General features: G+C 59.7%; 15 protein-coding genes and 2 tRNA genes. 14 read left to right on the top strand and 3 right to left on the bottom strand.

Annotated elements, in window-relative coordinates; genetic code table 11:
- The first annotated feature begins 11 nt into the window (after positions 1–11).
- A complete protein-coding gene (locus tag ACN9MU_RS19220) occupies positions 12–2,261 on the top strand; it encodes a RelA/SpoT family protein (RefSeq protein WP_426161993.1) in 2,250 nt (749 codons plus the stop codon).
- A gap of 71 nt (positions 2,262–2,332) precedes the next feature.
- On the opposite strand, the gene ACN9MU_RS19215 is transcribed toward ACN9MU_RS19220, so the two are convergent.
- On the bottom strand, positions 2,333–3,181 hold the full coding sequence (locus ACN9MU_RS19215; RefSeq protein WP_426343299.1) for a LysR family transcriptional regulator: 849 nt from the start codon (positions 3,179–3,181) through the stop codon (positions 2,333–2,335).
- A gap of 98 nt (positions 3,182–3,279) precedes the next feature.
- Here ACN9MU_RS19215 and ACN9MU_RS19210 point away from each other — a divergent pair, with 98 nt between their 5' ends.
- Positions 3,280–3,759 carry a lipocalin-like domain-containing protein gene (locus ACN9MU_RS19210; protein WP_426318270.1) on the top strand — a complete coding sequence of 160 codons (480 nt, stop codon included), beginning with the start codon at positions 3,280–3,282 and terminating at the stop codon, positions 3,757–3,759.
- Positions 3,760–3,885: 126 nt separating this feature from the next.
- Here ACN9MU_RS19210 and ACN9MU_RS19205 read toward each other — a convergent pair whose 3' ends face one another.
- Positions 3,886–4,806 carry a cation diffusion facilitator family transporter gene (locus ACN9MU_RS19205; RefSeq protein WP_426161990.1) on the bottom strand — a complete coding sequence of 307 codons (921 nt, stop codon included), beginning with the start codon at positions 4,804–4,806 and terminating at the stop codon, positions 3,886–3,888.
- Between the two features lie 80 nt (positions 4,807–4,886).
- On the opposite strand from ACN9MU_RS19205, the gene ACN9MU_RS19200 reads away from it, so the two are divergent.
- The 12 genes from ACN9MU_RS19200 (at position 4,887) to ACN9MU_RS19145 (ending at position 15,518) form a co-directional block, all read left to right on the top strand.
- Positions 4,887–4,963, top strand: a tRNA-Val gene (locus ACN9MU_RS19200).
- Between the two features lie 34 nt (positions 4,964–4,997).
- A tRNA-Val gene (locus tag ACN9MU_RS19195) sits at positions 4,998–5,074 on the top strand.
- 182 nt (positions 5,075–5,256) lie between these two features.
- A complete protein-coding gene (thrS, locus tag ACN9MU_RS19190; RefSeq protein WP_426323787.1) occupies positions 5,257–7,164 on the top strand; it encodes a threonine--tRNA ligase in 1,908 nt (635 codons plus the stop codon).
- Positions 7,165–7,740 carry a translation initiation factor IF-3 gene (gene infC / locus ACN9MU_RS19185; RefSeq protein WP_426161989.1) on the top strand — a complete coding sequence of 192 codons (576 nt, stop codon included), beginning with the start codon at positions 7,165–7,167 and terminating at the stop codon, positions 7,738–7,740.
- 227 nt (positions 7,741–7,967) lie between these two features.
- The gene (gene rpmI, locus ACN9MU_RS19180; RefSeq protein ID WP_057262756.1) at positions 7,968–8,165 is read left to right on the top strand and encodes a 50S ribosomal protein L35; all 198 of its coding nucleotides are present in this window, start codon (positions 7,968–7,970) and stop codon (positions 8,163–8,165) included.
- A gap of 26 nt (positions 8,166–8,191) precedes the next feature.
- On the top strand, positions 8,192–8,551 hold the full coding sequence (gene rplT / locus ACN9MU_RS19175; protein WP_028101213.1) for a 50S ribosomal protein L20: 360 nt from the start codon (positions 8,192–8,194) through the stop codon (positions 8,549–8,551).
- Between the two features lie 99 nt (positions 8,552–8,650).
- Positions 8,651–9,667 (top strand): phenylalanine--tRNA ligase subunit alpha, encoded by a 1,017-nt coding sequence (gene pheS, locus ACN9MU_RS19170; RefSeq protein WP_426161988.1) that lies wholly within the window; start codon positions 8,651–8,653, stop codon positions 9,665–9,667.
- A gap of 122 nt (positions 9,668–9,789) precedes the next feature.
- Positions 9,790–12,216 (top strand): phenylalanine--tRNA ligase subunit beta, encoded by a 2,427-nt coding sequence (pheT, locus tag ACN9MU_RS19165; protein WP_426318268.1) that lies wholly within the window; start codon positions 9,790–9,792, stop codon positions 12,214–12,216.
- 137 nt (positions 12,217–12,353) lie between these two features.
- Entirely contained in the window at positions 12,354–12,701 is a 348-nt protein-coding gene (locus ACN9MU_RS19160) for an integration host factor subunit alpha (RefSeq protein ID WP_055925271.1), read from the top strand.
- Between the two features lie 17 nt (positions 12,702–12,718).
- Entirely contained in the window at positions 12,719–13,117 is a 399-nt protein-coding gene (locus ACN9MU_RS19155) for a MerR family transcriptional regulator (protein ID WP_426318267.1), read from the top strand.
- A gap of 154 nt (positions 13,118–13,271) precedes the next feature.
- A complete protein-coding gene (locus tag ACN9MU_RS19150) occupies positions 13,272–13,904 on the top strand; it encodes a response regulator (RefSeq protein ID WP_028101218.1) in 633 nt (210 codons plus the stop codon).
- An 81-nt stretch (positions 13,905–13,985) separates the two neighbouring features.
- Positions 13,986–15,518 (top strand): CHASE3 domain-containing protein, encoded by a 1,533-nt coding sequence (locus ACN9MU_RS19145; protein ID WP_426318265.1) that lies wholly within the window; start codon positions 13,986–13,988, stop codon positions 15,516–15,518.
- Here ACN9MU_RS19145 and ACN9MU_RS19140 read toward each other — a convergent pair.
- Positions 15,421–16,230, bottom strand: a complete 810-nt coding sequence (locus ACN9MU_RS19140; protein WP_426318264.1) for a Crp/Fnr family transcriptional regulator — start codon at positions 16,228–16,230, stop codon at positions 15,421–15,423. The two genes, ACN9MU_RS19145 and ACN9MU_RS19140, sit on opposite strands and share 98 nt — an antisense overlap.
- Positions 16,231–16,309: the final 79 nt, after the last annotated feature.

The raw sequence follows: 16,309 nt of genomic DNA, 5'->3' as shown, positions 1-16,309 counted from the left end.
AGGTTTTCGTAATGGTTTCAATCGCGGCTCTCAACAGCGCAACGACGGATCAGTTGGTACAAGGCTTGTCCGCCGACGATGGAGCGCGCGTGCTGGCTGCGCTCGACCACGCCAGCCAGGCGTACAGCGGCCGTATCACAGGCCATGGGCAAGATGCCCTGGAATTCGCCATCGGGGTGGCCAGCACACTGGCCATCCTGCGCACCGATGCGGAAACCCGCATCGCGGCACTGATGTTCGAGCTGACCCTGCTCGACGCCGATACCGCCCCCTCCATCGAGCCGCGCTACGGCAAGGAAGTCAATGACCTGGTGGCCGGCGTACGCCAGCTGATCCGCCTGCGCGAGCTGACGCTGGCGTCTTCCGGCAGTGCCGCGCGCACCAAGACTGCGGCGCAGCAGGCTGTAGCCCAGGTCGAGTCGCTGCGCAAGATGCTGCTGGCCATGGCCACCGATATGCGCGTGGTGCTAGTGCGGCTGGCTTCCTGCTGCACCACCTTGCGCTATTTCTCCGACATCAAGCGCTTCGACGAAGTAACGCGCGCTTACGGCCGCGAGACCCTGGACCTTTACGCGCCGCTGGCAAACCGCCTCGGCATCTGGCAGATCAAGTGGGAGCTGGAGGACCTGTCGTTCCGCTTCATCGAGCCGGAGACCTACAAGCGCATTGCGAAGATGCTGGAAGAGAAGCGCATGGCGCGCGAGAGCTTCGTCACGTCTTCCATTGCGCGCCTGCAGTCCGAGCTGGCATCTGCCGGCATCAAGGCCGAGGTATTCGGCCGGCCCAAGCACATCTACTCCATCTGGAACAAGATGAAGGGCAAGGACCTGGACTTCTCCGAGCTGTACGATGTGCGCGCCTTCCGCGTAATCGTCGACGACGTGAAGACCTGCTATACGGTGCTCGGCGTAGTCCATAATATCTGGACCCCGATCCCGAAAGAATTCGACGATTACATTTCCCGTCCCAAGCCGAACGGCTACCAGTCGCTGCACACCGTGGTGACGGCGGACGACGGCCGCCCCCTCGAAGTGCAGATCCGCACGCAGGAGATGCACAGCTTCGCCGAATACGGCGTGGCAGCGCACTGGCGCTACAAGGAGGAGGGTGGTTCCAACTTCAAAGGGCAGCAGTACGACGAAAAGATCGCCTGGCTGCGCCAACTGCTGGCCTGGAAAACCGAAGTTGCCGATGCTGTGGTCAACAATGAGGACCAGCAGCGCGAGTGGGTGGAAAAACTGAAGTCCACCACGCTGGACGACCGCATCTTCGTGTTGACCCCGCAGGCGCGCGTGATCGAGTTGCCAGTGGGCGCCACCCCAATCGACTTCGCCTACCACTTGCACAGCGACGTGGGCCACCGCTGCCGCGGCGCCCGCGTCGACGGCCAGATGGTGCCGCTGAATACGCCGTTGAAAAGCGGGCAAACTTGCGAAGTCATTACCGCCAAGGGCGCACCCGGTACGGCTGGACCGTCGCGCGACTGGCTGAGCCCAGGCTATACGGTCTCGAACCGCACCCGCACCAAGGTGCGGGCATGGTTCCACGCGATCGACATCCAGGAAACGGTCGCCAACGGCCGCTCCCTGGTTGAGAAATCGCTGCAACGCGAAGGCAAGACCGCCGTCAACCTGGAGACCCTGGCACAAAAGCTGGGCTTTGGCAAAGTGGACGATCTGTTCCTCGCCGTGGGCAAGGATGAGTTTTCACTGCGCCATGTCGAGGCAGCGTTGCGCGATCCTGCCGAGGCTGAAGAAGATGCGAGCGACCAGGTCGCAGTTAATAAGAGCCGCAATTCCAGCGTTGAATCCGGCGCCAAATCGGGCGTGCTGGTGGTGGGAACCGATGGCTTGATGACGCAATTGGCGAAATGCTGCAAACCGGCGCCACCCGATCCAATTGTGGGTTTTGTTACGCGCGGAAAAGGCGTTTCAATTCATCGCGCCTCGTGCAAAAACTTCGCTGAAATGCGCGCTAAAGCGCCGGAGCGGGTAATTGTCACTGCCTGGGGCGCTGCGCGTTCCGACACGGTATTTCCCGTCGATCTATTTGTATTGGCGACCGACCGCCAGGGATTGCTGCGCGATATTTCCGAGATTTTCTCGCGCGAGAAAATCAATGTTACCGGCGTGAACACCCAATCAGCCAAAGGGCAGGCCCGCATGACCTTTACGGTCGAAATCGGCGCCACCAGCCAGCTGCAAAAAGCGCTCGCCGCGATTTGCGAAGTCACCGGCATCCTGGAAGCTCGCCGTGCTTGAGGGAGGGCGGCTCATCTCCCTCTAGAGCTTCGCCCGAAGCGTGCCAGGTCTTGGCGTGTTGCTGCCAGGAGCTAGCGCGCCGCAGTACTGAACAGTTCTGCGAGGAGGTCTGCGGTACGGCGAACTCTTGGCGATTTGCGGACGTCGTCATGAATGACCATCCAGAGGTCGCGCTGCACCGGGCAGTTAATGCCTGGGATTATCAGCCCAGCGGCGAGGTAATCGGGCAGGACCGCAATCCCAGCGCTAAATCGCACCGCTGCCGCAATTGAATTCAAATCGTTGCTGCTAAAAGCAAACGGGCGGCCCGCCGCAAATGCGTTCAACCACTCTTGCTGCGGGGTCGTGGCCAGGCTTTCGTCGTAGCCGATAAATTCCCATTCTTCAGATTTGCGCGAGGCGAGATATTGGGGCGCCGCGCACAGATAATATTGGACTGTCGCGACTATGCGCACTGCCAGGTCGGGCGCTTGCGGCCGGCGAAAACGGATCGCGATATCCGCCTCGCGCCGCGATAAATCGACGCGGGCCGGTTCGGCGCCCAATTCGATCTGAATTCCCGTCAGTTGCGCGCGCAAAGCGGGCAGGCGCGGCGTGATCCAGTGGGCGGCGATGGCGGGCGGCGCCGAGATGCGTACTGTGCCGAATTCGGATCCCGCGCCACTTGCCTGGCGCAGCAGGGTATGAATCTCTTCCTCGATCCGTTGTGCCTGGGGCAGCAAGGCGCGACCGGCATCCGTCAGGGACCAGCCACGCGCAAAGCGGTCAAAGAGCCTCAGGCCCAATATTCCCTCCAGTGCCTCGATGCGGCGCGACACGGTGGTGTGCTCGACGCCAAGCGAGCGTGCAGCAGCCGACAGGGAGCCAGCTGCGGCGACGGCGAGGAAATAGCGAAGATCGTTCCAGTCAGGGGTGTCCATCGGTGCAATTATGCACAGGTCACGCGAAGTTTTTGCAATTTTGCGTTGACGTCAAGCTGGCTATCCTCTGTTGCGTGTTCGACTGATGGAGGTTTGAAATGCGGAAGCTTGTTTTGACAGCACTAGTGCTGAGTGGCGCAGCAACTGCCGCCGAGGTGTCAGCCAGCGGGGCCAGCCTGGCCGGGGCCTGGGAATTGATCGGCGCCTACCGTGAACATCGCGACGGCAGTCGAAGCGACGACTATGGGGCCAAGCCGCGCGGCACCCTGAACGTGGCAAGCGACGGCCACTACGCGCTTCAGATCTATCATGCCGACAGGCCGCCATTTGCAGGTGATTTTCGCTCGGCCGAATTGCATGAATACAAGCGGCTGTTGCTCGCCATGAGCGCGCATTTTGGCAAGATTACGGTGGAGGATGGACGCCTGGTATTCCATATCGCCGCCGCATCGAATCCGCAATGGGACGGGGCCGTGCAGCGCCGCGCATATTCGATGGAGGGAGATGTTCTCGAATGGCGTGTCCCGCCTCGGCCTGATGGGGACGTGCCGATTTCGGTTTGGCGCCGGCTTCGATAGCTGCTGGGCTTACGGCAATTTCACACGAAGCCTTTCGGCCATGGTTTTGTTGAAGAGATCTATCGCAGCTTGCTTGTTGGGACCGCATGTGAGTCCAACATTGAAGAATAGCTGGTCGTCATGATTTCAGGATGGGCGGGAATGGGTTGCGGGCTCGGCTTGCAATGTGATGTGATCGATTCCGTGTCGGGTGCGCAGCATTGTTTTTACCCGGGCCAGAATGGCCGGCCATTCGTGCAAGTCCGCGACTTCAAGATGGCCGATCAAAGCCGGCTGCCCCGGCGACATTTCCCATACGTGCAGATCGTGCACCGACAGGACGCCTTGCACTTCAGCCAGGTCGGCGCCGATCTGGGCGTAGTCCGTGTTGTCGGGCACGCCCTCCATCAGATGGTGGAAGGATTCGCGCAGGACGCCGATGGTCGATTTGAGGATCAGCAGCGATACCAGCAGCGAGAGAATGGGGTCGATTTGCATCCAGCCGGTTGCCATGATCACGCCGCCGGCAATCAACGCCGCGACGGATCCAAGCAGGTCGCCCAGCACGTGCACAAGGGCGGCGCGGGTATTCATGCTTTCCTTGTCGCGCGACAGGCTCCAGGCGACCAGCAAGTTCACAGCCAGGCCGATGCCGGCTACGACCAGTACCGTGCCACCTTGCACCGGCTCGGGTGAAGCGAAGCGTTGCACCGCCTCAAATACGATCCAGCCGACGACGACCAGCATTGCCAGCCCGTTGACGAAAGCTGCCAGCGCTTCGGCACGGCCAAAGCCAAAGGAGTAGCGCGCAGAAGGGCGCCGCTTGGCAATCAGTTGCGCCAGCAGTGCCAGGCCGAGTGCTGCGGCATCGGTCACCATATGGCCGGCGTCGGAAATCAGGGCCAGCGAATTGGCCATGAAACCAGCTACTACCTCAACTACAGCGAAGCCCAAAGTGAGTGCCAGTGCGGCTGCCAGGGCAGCCTGGCTGCGGTGTTCGTTGAAGTGAGCGTGTTGCGCGTCGCCGTCCAGATGGGCGTGAAGATGGGTTGAATCGTGGTTTTGCATGGTCCCCTGAATATATCAGCAATGTTTTCTTCGGAAAACACTTGTCACAGAGGGAAGTGCTCTCTATAATGCTGGCTCTCGGGCGGTTAGTTCAGCTGGTTAGAATACTTGGTCGACATCCAAGGGGTCGGGGATTCGAATTCCTCACCGCCCACCAGAACATTGTTATGTAGTACCATTGCAAAAGACACGGGCGGTTAGTTCAGCTGGTTAGAATACTTGGTCGACATCCAAGGGGTCGGGGATTCGAATTCCTCACCGCCCACCAGACATTTTGTAAGAGCGAGAAAGGCACACCGGTTATGACACCGCGAACTACCATCAAGGTTGGTGAGTGACGCTAGTCGATCGGCTTTCTTTTGCTTGTTCAATTGAAGAAAAACGCGGCTAGCCCGCGTTTTTTTTTCGTCCATTTTTTCCAGCATTACCTTTTTCTTCCGGAGATCCATGATGGTTTCAATCCGACTGCCCGACGGTTCCGTCCGCCAATTCGATGCACCCCTGACCGTGGCGCAGGTTGCGTCCAACATCAGCACCAGCCTGGGCAAAGCAGCCCTGGCCGGCAAAGTTGATGGCAAGGTCGTTGATACTTCCTTCCTGATCGAGAAGGACTCCGATGTCGCCATAGTGACCGACAAGGATCCGGAAGGCCTGGACGTGATTCGCCACTCGACCGCCCACTTGCTGGCGTACGCCGTCAAGGAACTGTTCCCTGATGCGCAAGTGACCATCGGGCCGGTCATTGAAAACGGCTTCTATTACGACTTCTCCTACAAGCGTCCGTTCACCCCGGACGACCTGGTGGCAATCGAGAAGAAAATGGCGGAATTGGCGAAGAAGGACGAGCAGGTGACCCGCAAGGTCCTGCCGCGCGACGAGGCCGTGGCTTATTTCAAGTCCATCAATGAGCACTACAAGGCCGAGATCATCGCTTCGATCCCGTCCAATGAAGACGTGTCGCTGTACACCGAAGGCAATTTCACCGACCTGTGCCGCGGCCCGCACGTGCCATCGACCGGCAAGCTGAAGGTCTTCAAGCTGATGAAGCTGGCCGGCGCCTACTGGCGCGGCGACAGCAAGAACGAAATGCTGCAGCGTGTGTATGGCACCGCCTGGACCAAGAAGGAAGACCAGGAGCAGTACCTGTTCCAGCTGGAAGAAGCGGAAAAGCGCGACCATCGCAAGCTGGGCAAGCAGCTGGACTTCTTCCACTTCCAGGATGAGGCTCCGGGCCTGGTGTTCTGGCACCCGAAAGGCTGGACCATCTGGCAGCAAGTGGAACAATACATGCGCCGCAAGTACCAGGAAAACGGCTACCAGGAAGTGAAGGCGCCGCAGATCCTGGACGCTTCGCTGTGGGGCAAGACCGGCCACTGGGAAAACTACCGCGAAAACATGTTCGTGACCGAGTCCGAAAACCGTTCCTACGCGCTGAAGCCGATGAACTGCCCGGGTCACGTGCAGATCTTCAACAGCGACCTGCGTTCCTACCGCGACCTGCCGCTGCGCTACGGTGAATTCGGCCAGTGCCACCGCAACGAGCCATCCGGCGCGCTGCACGGCATCATGCGCGTGCGCGGCTTCACCCAGGACGACGGCCACATCTTCTGCACCAACGAGCAGATCGAGCCGGAAGTGGTGGCCTTCCACCAGCAGGCGATGGAAGTCTATAAAGATTTCCATTTCGAGAACATCGACGTGAAGCTGGCGCTGCGTCCGGACAACCGCATCGGCGACGACGAGGTGTGGGATAAAGCGGAAGAAGCGCTGCGCTCGGGCCTGCGCGCTTGCGGCGTGACCTGGACCGAACTGCCGGGCGAGGGTGCATTCTACGGTCCGAAAATCGAGTATCACCTGAAGGATTCGCTGGGCCGCCCATGGCAGGTGGGCACCATGCAGGTCGACTTCTTCATGCCGGGCCGCCTGGGTGCCGAATATGTCGCGGATGATAACACCCGCAAGACTCCGGTCATGCTGCACCGTGCGATCGTGGGTTCGCTGGAGCGCTTCATCGGTATCCTGATCGAGAACTACGCCGGCGCGCTGCCGATGTGGCTTGCTCCTCAGCAAGTATCGATTCTGAACATCAGCGACGCCCAGGCGGATTACTGCAAGGCGCTTGAATCCAGGCTGCGCAAGCTGGGCTTCCGCGTTGCTGCTGATTTGCGCAACGAGAAGATTACGTATAAAATCCGCGAACATTCCGTCCAAAAAGTGCCTTTCATTCTCGTGGTGGGCGACAAAGAACGGGATGCCAACACCGTGGCCGTGCGTGCGCGGGGCAATGTCGATCTGGGCGTCATGTCGATCGAAGCCCTGGTGGAGCGACTTCAGAACGACGTCGAGACCAAAGCCTAAATGCGGGGGAGCCCCGCAACCGGCCTACTAACCAAAATTGAAGGAAACACCATAGCTACTGACAAGTCTTCCCATCGCATCAATGGCGAGATCACCCACCCTGAAATGCGTCTATCGGGTGTGGATAATGAACCGCTGGGCATCGTAAGCCTGGCCGAAGCCTTCCGCCTGGCGGAAGAGGCCGATGTCGACCTGGTCGAGATCGCGCCGAACGCGAATCCTCCAGTCTGCCGGCTGATGGATTACGGTAAGTTCAAGTATTCGGAACAGAAGAAGGCGCACGAAGCCAAGTTGAAGCAGAAGGTGATCTCGGTGAAGGAAGTCAAATTCCGCCCCGGCACCGATGATGGCGACTACAACATCAAGCTGCGCAACCTGATCAAGTTCCTGGAAGACGGTGACAAGACCAAGATCACCCTGCGTTTCCGTGGCCGTGAAATGGCCCACCAGGATATCGGCATGCGCATGCTCGAGCGTCTGAAGGCTGACCTGGAGCCGCATGGCCAGGTCGAGCAGTTCCCCAAGATGGAAGGCCGCCAGATGATCATGGTGCTGGCGCCGAAGAAGAAGAAGTAAAACCGGTAAACCAGTGCCTGACCCACAGGGTCGGGCACTGTCTGAGCAACGGCCGCGTGTCTTTGACCCGCGGCCGTTGCTTATACAGGGTCTGACCCTGCGGGTCAGACCCAGGTTTACCGGTTTTGAAGAATGTTGTGCTATACTCCCGGGTTCCCGTGAGAGTAGGCACCAAAAGTGCAGCGAAGGGCTGCCACCTACAATCCGGTCATTATTGGAGCATTCACATGCCAAAAATGAAAACCAAGAGCTCCGCGAAAAAACGTTTTCGCGTGCGCCCAGGTGGCACCGTTAAGTCGGGCATGGCTTTCAAACGCCACATCCTGACCAAGAAGACCACCAAAAACAAGCGTCAACTGCGTGGCACCCGTAACATCAATGCGTCGGACGTGACTAGCGTTCTGCGTATGATGCCGTCCGCTTAATCTCACTCGTTATTTAAGGAGCTACTATGCCTCGAGTAAAACGTGGGGTTACCGCGCGTGCCCGTCATAAGAAAGTACTGAACCTGGCCAAGGGTTACCGCGGTCGTCGCAGCAAAGTATTCCGTATTGCCAAGCAAGCAGTGATGCGCGCTGGCCAGTACGCATACCGCGACCGTCGTAACAAGAAGCGCGTCTTCCGCGCCCTGTGGATCACCCGTATCAACGCGGCTGCCCGCGAACACGGCGTTACCTACAGCGTGTTCATGAACGGTCTGAAGAAGGCCGCTATTGAACTGGACCGTAAGGTCCTGGCTGATATGGCTGTGATGGACAAGCCTGCATTTGCAGCGATTGTCAACGTCGTCAAAGCCAAGATCGCTGCTTAATTGCCAGTGATGCGCGCTGTCTTCGGGCAGCGCTCATAAGAAGCGGGACATGGCTTAGCTATGTCCCGTTTTTAATTTCCAAAACAGGAAAAACGTCGGATGAACTCGCTCGAACAACTCGTCGTCTCCGCGCAGGCTGATTTCCTCGCCGCCGTAGACGCTGCCGCACTTGAAAACGCCAAAGCCAAGTACCTTGGCAAGACTGGCCAGATCACCGAAATGATGAAGGGCCTGGGCAAGCTGGACCCTGAAGAGAAAAAGGCGCAGGGCGCCCTGATCAACGCTGCGAAAGTGCAGATCGAGGCCGCGCTGACCGCGCGCCGTGACGCGCTGGCGGAAGCGCAGTTGCAACTGCGCCTGAATGCCGAAGCGATCGACGTATCGCTGCCAGGCCGCGGCCGTTCCAAAGGCGGCATCCATCCTGTGATGCGCACCTGGGAACGCGTGGAAGAAATCTTCCGCTCGATCGGCTTCGACGTCGCTGCGGGCCCTGAAATCGAAACCGACTGGACCAACTTCACCGCCCTGAATTCGCCTGAGAACCATCCGGCGCGTTCGATGCAGGATACCTTCTACGTTGAAGGCAACGACAGCACCGGCAAGCCGCTGCTGCTGCGTACCCACACCTCGCCGATGCAGGTGCGCTACGCCCGCAACAACAAGCCGCCGATCAAGGTGATCGCGCCTGGCCGCACCTATCGCGTGGACTCGGATGCGACCCACTCGCCGATGTTCCACCAGGTCGAGGGCCTGTGGATTGCGGAGGACATTTCCTTCGCTGACCTGAAGGGCGTGTACCTGAATTTCGTTAAGGCTTTCTTTGAGACGGATGACCTGCAAGTGCGCTTCCGTCCTTCGTATTTCCCGTTCACGGAGCCGTCGGCGGAGATCGATATCGCTTTCGGTAGCGGCCCACTGAAAGGGCGCTGGCTGGAGGTTTCGGGCTCGGGGCAGGTGCATCCGAATGTGGTGCGCAACTTCGGCCTTGATCCGGAAAAGTACATCGGCTTTGCGTTCGGCTCCGGCCTTGAGCGCTTGACCATGCTGCGCTATGGGGTCAATGACCTGCGCTTGTTCTATGAAGGCGATCTGCGCTTCCTGAAGCAGTTCAACTAAAACCGGTAAAGCGGTGTCTGACCCGCAGGGTCAGACACCAGTCTGCCGAAGCTACGGGCCAAGTGTCTGACCCTGTGGGTCAGACACTGGTTTACCGGTTCTAAAAGATACGAAAGCTGACTATGCAATTCTCTGAAAACTGGCTGCGCACCATGGTCGATCCGAAGATGACTTCGGATGAGCTGGCACACATGCTGACCATGTCCGGCCTCGAAGTGGAAGACATCGATCCAGTAGCGCCGCCGTTCACCAACGTTGTGGTGGGCCATGTGCGCGAAACCGCCAAGCACCCGAACGCCGACCGCCTGAACGTCTGCCAGGTCGACGTGGGCACCGGCACGCTGCTGAACATCGTCTGCGGCGCGCCGAACGTGCGTCCAGGCCTGAAGGTCGCGTGCGCCATGGCCGGCGCCGTGCTGCCGCCTGGCGCCGACGGCAAGCCGTTCGAAATCAAGGTTGGCCAGCTGCGCGGCGTCGAGTCGCAAGGCATGCTGTGTTCCGCGCGCGAACTGAAGCTGTCGGAAGACCACGGTGGCCTGATCGAACTGCCGGACGACGCGCCGATCGGCCAGAACATCCGTGACTACTTCGCGCTGAACGATCTGAAATTCACCATCAAGCTGACCCCGAACAAGGCAGACTGCCTGTCCGTGCTGGGCGTGGCGCGTGAAGTGGCGGCGCTGACCGGCTCGCAACTGAACCTGCCGCAGAACCGCATCGTGCCGGTCACGCTGGACGAAAAGCTGGCGGTGAAGGTGAGCGCTCCAGACCTGTGCGGGCGCTTTGCCGGCCGCGTGATCCGCGGCCTGAACGCCAAAGCCGAAACCCCGGCCTGGATGAAGCAGCGCCTGGAGCGCAGCGGCCAGCGTCCGGTGTCGGCACTGGTCGACATTTCCAACTACGTGATGCTGGAAATGGGCCGTCCTTCGCACGTGTTCGACCTGGACAAGATCCATGGTTCGCTGGACGTCCGCTGGGGCAAGAAGGGCGAACAGATCAAGCTCCTGAACGGCAACACCATTGAAGTCGATGAGTGGGTGGGCGTGATCGCCGACGACAAGGAACTGGAATCGCTGGCCGGCATCATGGGCGGCGACGCTACCGCCGTGTCGGACGATACAAGCAACATCTACCTGGAAGCGGCTTTCTGGTGGCCGAACGCCATCCAGGGCCGCGCCCGCAAATACAACTTCTCGACCGATGCGGCACACCGCTTCGAGCGCGGCGTGGACTTCGCATCGATCCCCGAGCACCTGGAGCGCATTACCGCGCTGCTGGTGGAAATCTGCGGCACGCCTGACACCAAGGTCGGCGCCATCGACGACCAGGTCGTCAACCTGCCGCAGCGCGCTCCGGTGCAAATGCGCACCGCCCGCGCCGCGAAGGTAATTGGCGTAGCGTTGAACGATGAGATGGTTGCCGATATTTTCACGCGCCTGGGCCTCGCGTTCACGCTGGCAGACGGTGTATTCAGCGTCACTTCGCCGTCCTACCGTTTCGACATCGAAATCGAAGAGGACCTGATCGAAGAAGTGGCCCGCGTGTACGGCTTCGAGAACATCCCGACCCTGCCGCCAATCGCCGCAAACGAGATGCGCATCGCACCGGAAGACACCCGTTCGATCTTCGCTGTGCGCCACCAGCTGGCTGACCTGGGCTTCCAGGAAGTGGTCAACATGAGCTTCGTGGAAGCGCAGTGGGAGCTGGACTTCAACGGCAACGACAGCCCGATCAAGCTGCAGAATCCGATCGCCTCCCAGATGTCCGTCATGCGTTCGTCGCTGATCGGCAGCCTGGTGGCGAACGTGCGCTACAACGTCAACCGCAAGCAGCCGCGCGTGCGCCTGTTCGAGGTTGGCGCCATTTTCAAGCGCGACGCTTCCGTGCAGGACGGCCCTTTGACCGTGGCCGGCTATGACCAGCCGCAGCGCGTCGCTGCCATGGCTTACGGCCCGGTAGCCGACGAGCAGTGGGGACAGAAAGCCCGCGACGTTGACTTCTTCGACGTCAAGGCTGACCTGGAAGCCCTGTTCGCCCCGCGCCAGCTGCGCTTTGCGAAGCTGGCTCACCCGGCCCTGCACCCGGGCCGCGCCGCTTCGGTGGAACTGGATGGCAAGGTGATCGGCTTTATCGGCGAACTGCATCCGCGCTGGCTGCAAAAGTACGACCTGCCGAAGGCGCCAGTGTTGTTCGAAGTCGATGCCGTTGCGTTGCAGCAACGCCGCGTGCCAGAATATGAAGAGATTTCGAAATTCCCTGGCACCACGCGCGACGTCGCCCTGGTGGTGAAACAGGCCGTTCCCGTGCAGGACCTGCTCGACGCCTTCCATGGTGCCGTGACGGCCCATGCTCAAGGGCGCATTGTGCAAGCCATTGTTTTGTTTGATGAATATCGCGGCCAAGGCCTGGAAAGCGACGAAAAATCGCTTGCTTTCCGCTTTAGCTTGCAAGATACTCAAAACACCCTGCAGGATGATGTCGTGGACGAGCTGATGAAGACGCTGACCGCCCATGTCGTCCTGGCACACGGTGCAAAACTGCGGGCTTGATTTAACAATTCAGGATGACCAGCGAGTCCGGCACTGCCGGACTCATGTACTTTAAAAGGCAGGGCAGCAAAATTAACAACAACGACGTCGATTCCGCCGTACTTGAATCCGCATTGGACGCCGAGTTGCACAGCGCGATGCAGAACGCCAAGGTACGCCAGGAAGCTGAAAAAGATTTGCCGACGCTGACCAAGGCAGAACTGGCCGAACTTTTGTTCGAACAGGTGGGCCTGAACAAGCGCGAGGCCAAGGACATGGTCGAAACCTTCTTTGACGAGATCCGCAATGCGCTGGAACGCGGCGAAGCGGTGAAGCTGTCCGGTTTCGGCAACTTCCAGCTGCGCGACAAGCCGCAGCGTCCGGGCCGTAACCCGAAAACCGGCGAGGAGATCCCGATCACGGCACGCCGTGTAGTGACCTTCCACGCCAGCCAGAAGCTGAAAGGCATGGTCGAAGACAGCGCCGGTACGGCGCGCGCATCCTGAGCTGCATAGGTGCGTGAATGAACGACCGACCTGGCAAGGCAGACCTGGTAGTGTTGCCGCCGATCCCGGCGAAACGCTACTTCACCATTGGCGAGGTCAGCGAACTGTGCGGTGTGAAGCCGCATGTGCTGCGCTATTGGGAACAGGAATTTACCCAGCTGAAACCGGTCAAACGGCGCGGCAACCGCCGCTATTACCAGCATCATGAAGTGCTGCTGATCCGCCGCATCCGCGAGCTGCTGTACGAGCAGGGCTTTACGATCAGCGGCGCCCGCAACAAGCTCGATAGCCGCGCTGCCGATTCGGCGCAAGGCGAGTATGATGAAACTCCTGGCATGGCACACGAAGCGCCGCCGCTGGACCGCGAGATGCTGCGCCGCGAGCTGCAAGGCATCCTCGAGCTACTAAAGTTGTAAGCAGCTGTAGCAAGGGCGCTTAGGCGTCCTTTTTTTCGGTTAGACTCGGCTAAACTGTTAAACCATTGGTGCTACAATATTAACGTTATGATTTTGCTAGTGATATTGCAGACGCTGGCTCCGTTCCCAAGCTAGGAATTCAAGAGGGAAGACAATGATTCGCGTAGCCATCTGTGACGACCACCAGATTGTACGGGCGGGTTTCAAGCAAATCTTTTCGTCGTCGGACGAATTCAGCGTAGTCGCTGAAGGCAGCACCGGGCGGGAAGCGCTCGACATCGCACGCAAGGAAGTGTGCGACGTGCTGTTGCTTGACATCGCCATGCCGGACCAGAGCGGTATCGATACTCTGCGTACCATCCGCCAGGGCCAGCCGGACTTGCCGGTGCTGATCCTGTCCGGCTATCCAGCCCAGCAATATGCGCTCAACCTGTTCAAGATGGGCGCCAACGGGTACCTGAACAAGGAATGCGAGGCGGAGGAGTTGATCAACGCCGTGCGCACCGTGCACCAGGGGCGCCGCTATGTCAGCTCGCAAGTGGGCGAACTGCTGGCGCAAAGCTTCGACCGCGATCCGAATACGGCCCTGCATACGGAGCTGTCGGACCGCGAATTCCAGGTGTTCCTGCGCCTGGCGCGCGGCGCCACCGTGTCCGACATCGGCACGGCGCTTTCGCTGAGCATCAAGACCGTGAGTACGTATCGCACGCGCATTATGGAGAAGATGGGCTTGCAGTCGAATAGTGACTTGACGTACTACGCAATGAAGAACAATTTGCTGGATTGATACGTCTGGTTACACTTTTGCGGTGCCGCACAATTAGCTTTCCGTGCGGCAGCATCTTGCTGCGGGTCTATAATGGGGAAAATGTACTTCACCATCGAACCAGCGCCCCGGCACCGGCTGCCGCTGTATAAAACGCTCTTGTGCGTGACCTGCGCGCTGATCCTCATCGTCAACGGTTTCAGCCTTTTCCACAATCTGCAATCGCTGAAGGGCGCCAATGAGCAGTTGGCGCTCAGCTCGCGCGTTGCCGAACGGCTGCAGTACCTGAACGTGCTGGTGCTCGATGCCGACAGCAGCGCGCGCGGCTATTTCATCTCCGGCAAGGAAACCTACCTGGGGCCGACGCGCTCGGTAGTCACCGAATCGGAGCAGCAGTTCCGCGAGCTGGAGAAACTGCTCGCGAATAATCCGATCCAGTTGAAAAACCTGCAGCAATTGCAGGTATTGGTGCGCAAGCGCATCGCCATCCTGACCCAGGCCATTGAGGTCTACAAGCACGGCGGGCTCGACGATATCGTCAATATTGCCAAGGTCAGCGACGAGCGCAGCGGCATGGATGAAATCCGCCTGCAAGTGGTGATCATGGTGCGCGAGCAGGGCGAAGCCATGTCGGCCCGCGCCGCCAGCTTCTACCAGGAATACCAGAAGGCCGTTGTGATGGGCGCCGGCATCAATGCCATTGCCATCGTGGTGCTGGTCATGTTCTACCAGCTGGTGCGGCGCAGTTTCGTGCACCGGGCAGCGGTGGAGCACGCGCTGCAATTGTCGAACGAAAGCCTGGAATCGATGGTGCAGCAGCGTACCGAGCAGCTATCGGTGCTGTCGCGTCACCTGATCTCGATCAGCGAAGAAGAGAAGATGCGGCTGTCGCGCGAGCTGCATGATGAGATGGGCGCCAACCTGACCTCGATCAGCATGGATATCGCGGCGGTCGCGCACCAGCTGCAAAAGACTAATCCTGAGCTGGCGGCCCAGCTGCGCCGTGCGCGCGGCACCCTGGTGGATACGGTGGAACTGAAGCGTCGCATCATCGAAGACCTGCGCCCGAGCCTGCTCGACAACCTTGGCCTGTGCGCGGCGATCGACAGCTACTGCGAAGACTTCACGCGCATGACCAATATCCCGTGTGAGACCGAGATCGGCCCCGATATTGACGCCGTTGCCAAGGCCGGCGACAGCAGCCTGTCGATTGCCTTGTTCCGTATCGTGCAGGAGTCGCTGACCAATATCCGCAAATACGCCAAGGCCGGCCATGTCAGCGTCTCGCTCAAGCTGCAGCGCGACGACATGCTGGTGCTGCGCATCATCGACGACGGTATCGGGATTGCCGCTCCAACGCTGGCCAAGCCAATGTCGCACGGCTTGCTGGGGATGCGGGAGCGGGCTTTGTTGCTGGGCGGGATCTTGAATATCCGCCGTGGGCGGGGTGACCGGGGAACCTGCATCGAGGTCTATATTCCCCTGAAGGGCCGGGGCAGGCGTCCTGTTGGCGCCGTGCCCCCGGCAATGCTGCATCCTAGCAGCACGCTACATCAGCGAGCAGGCGATCATATTCAATCTTCGCCACCTTATAGCACTCGCCCGCATAACGTTCCAGACCTTCACGATCAATGACGGTGATGTTGCCGCGGCGGTAGGTGATCATGCCGTCCTCCTGCAGCTTGCCGGCGGCGGCGGTGATCGATTCGCGGCGCACACCCAGCATGATCGAAATCATTTCCTGGGTCACCTTCAATTCGTTGCTTGGGGAGCGGTCCAGGCGGTCCAGCAGCCAGCGGCACAGCTTCTGCTCGATCGAGCTGTGGCGGCCGCCGACGGCGTTCTGCGCCATCTGTGCGAACAGTGCTGCGTTGTAGCGCATCAGCAGCTGGGGCAGGGCGCCGCCCTGGTTGAAGGCGTCGCGCAGGGCTTGCGCTTTCAGGCGGTAGCCGTAGCCGGCGCTTTGCACCACGGCGGTGCTCATGGCGCGCTCACCGGCAAACATCGACACGCCCACCACGCCTTCGTGGCCGACCACGGCGATCTCGGTGGTCGCGCCGTCTTCCATCACGTACAGCAGGGACAGGATGGCAGTCGTCGGGAAGTAGACGTATTCCAGCTTGCTGCCGAATTCAAACAATTCTTTGCCGAAGGGCAGCTGCACCAGCTCCAGGTGCTCGAACAGGGACTCCAGTGCTTCACGAGGGAGGGCTGCCAGCAATTCATTTTGCTGGGCGCCGCTGTAGCTGACAACCGGCCGGGACGCAACTTTGAACTCCGACGAACCAATAGGCATTGCTTGCGACAGCGAGTTCTTGGCAGAGACGCTAAGTTGAGTGTTGTTCATTTTATCCTCACAGAACTAAAGTACACGGTATTGCAGTCGGCATTCTTAGGGGTGCTGCTTGCCGATCGCGTTGGTAATA

The sequence above is a fragment of the Pseudoduganella sp. R-32 genome (genome assembly GCF_049913245.1).
Classification (GTDB): Bacteria; Pseudomonadota; Gammaproteobacteria; order Burkholderiales; family Burkholderiaceae_D; genus Rugamonas.
The sequence above is the reverse complement of the archived record's forward strand: the minus strand, read 5'-3'. Positions and strand labels throughout refer to the sequence as shown.

Coding starts and splice junctions, on each gene's coding strand:
- ACN9MU_RS19220 (WP_426161993.1), top strand. CDS start 12: ATGGTTTCAATCGCGGCTCTCAACAGCGCAACGACGGATCAGTTGGTA.
- ACN9MU_RS19215 (WP_426343299.1), bottom strand. CDS start 3,181: ATGGACACCCCTGACTGGAACGATCTTCGCTATTTCCTCGCCGTCGCC.
- ACN9MU_RS19210 (WP_426318270.1), top strand. CDS start 3,280: ATGCGGAAGCTTGTTTTGACAGCACTAGTGCTGAGTGGCGCAGCAACT.
- ACN9MU_RS19205 (WP_426161990.1), bottom strand. CDS start 4,806: ATGCAAAACCACGATTCAACCCATCTTCACGCCCATCTGGACGGCGAC.
- thrS (WP_426323787.1), top strand. CDS start 5,257: ATGGTTTCAATCCGACTGCCCGACGGTTCCGTCCGCCAATTCGATGCA.
- infC (WP_426161989.1), top strand. CDS start 7,165: ATGCGGGGGAGCCCCGCAACCGGCCTACTAACCAAAATTGAAGGAAAC.
- rpmI (WP_057262756.1), top strand. CDS start 7,968: ATGCCAAAAATGAAAACCAAGAGCTCCGCGAAAAAACGTTTTCGCGTG.
- rplT (WP_028101213.1), top strand. CDS start 8,192: ATGCCTCGAGTAAAACGTGGGGTTACCGCGCGTGCCCGTCATAAGAAA.
- pheS (WP_426161988.1), top strand. CDS start 8,651: ATGAACTCGCTCGAACAACTCGTCGTCTCCGCGCAGGCTGATTTCCTC.
- pheT (WP_426318268.1), top strand. CDS start 9,790: ATGCAATTCTCTGAAAACTGGCTGCGCACCATGGTCGATCCGAAGATG.
- ACN9MU_RS19160 (WP_055925271.1), top strand. CDS start 12,354: ATGCAGAACGCCAAGGTACGCCAGGAAGCTGAAAAAGATTTGCCGACG.
- ACN9MU_RS19155 (WP_426318267.1), top strand. CDS start 12,719: ATGAACGACCGACCTGGCAAGGCAGACCTGGTAGTGTTGCCGCCGATC.
- ACN9MU_RS19150 (WP_028101218.1), top strand. CDS start 13,272: ATGATTCGCGTAGCCATCTGTGACGACCACCAGATTGTACGGGCGGGT.
- ACN9MU_RS19145 (WP_426318265.1), top strand. CDS start 13,986: ATGTACTTCACCATCGAACCAGCGCCCCGGCACCGGCTGCCGCTGTAT.
- ACN9MU_RS19140 (WP_426318264.1), bottom strand. CDS start 16,230: ATGAACAACACTCAACTTAGCGTCTCTGCCAAGAACTCGCTGTCGCAA.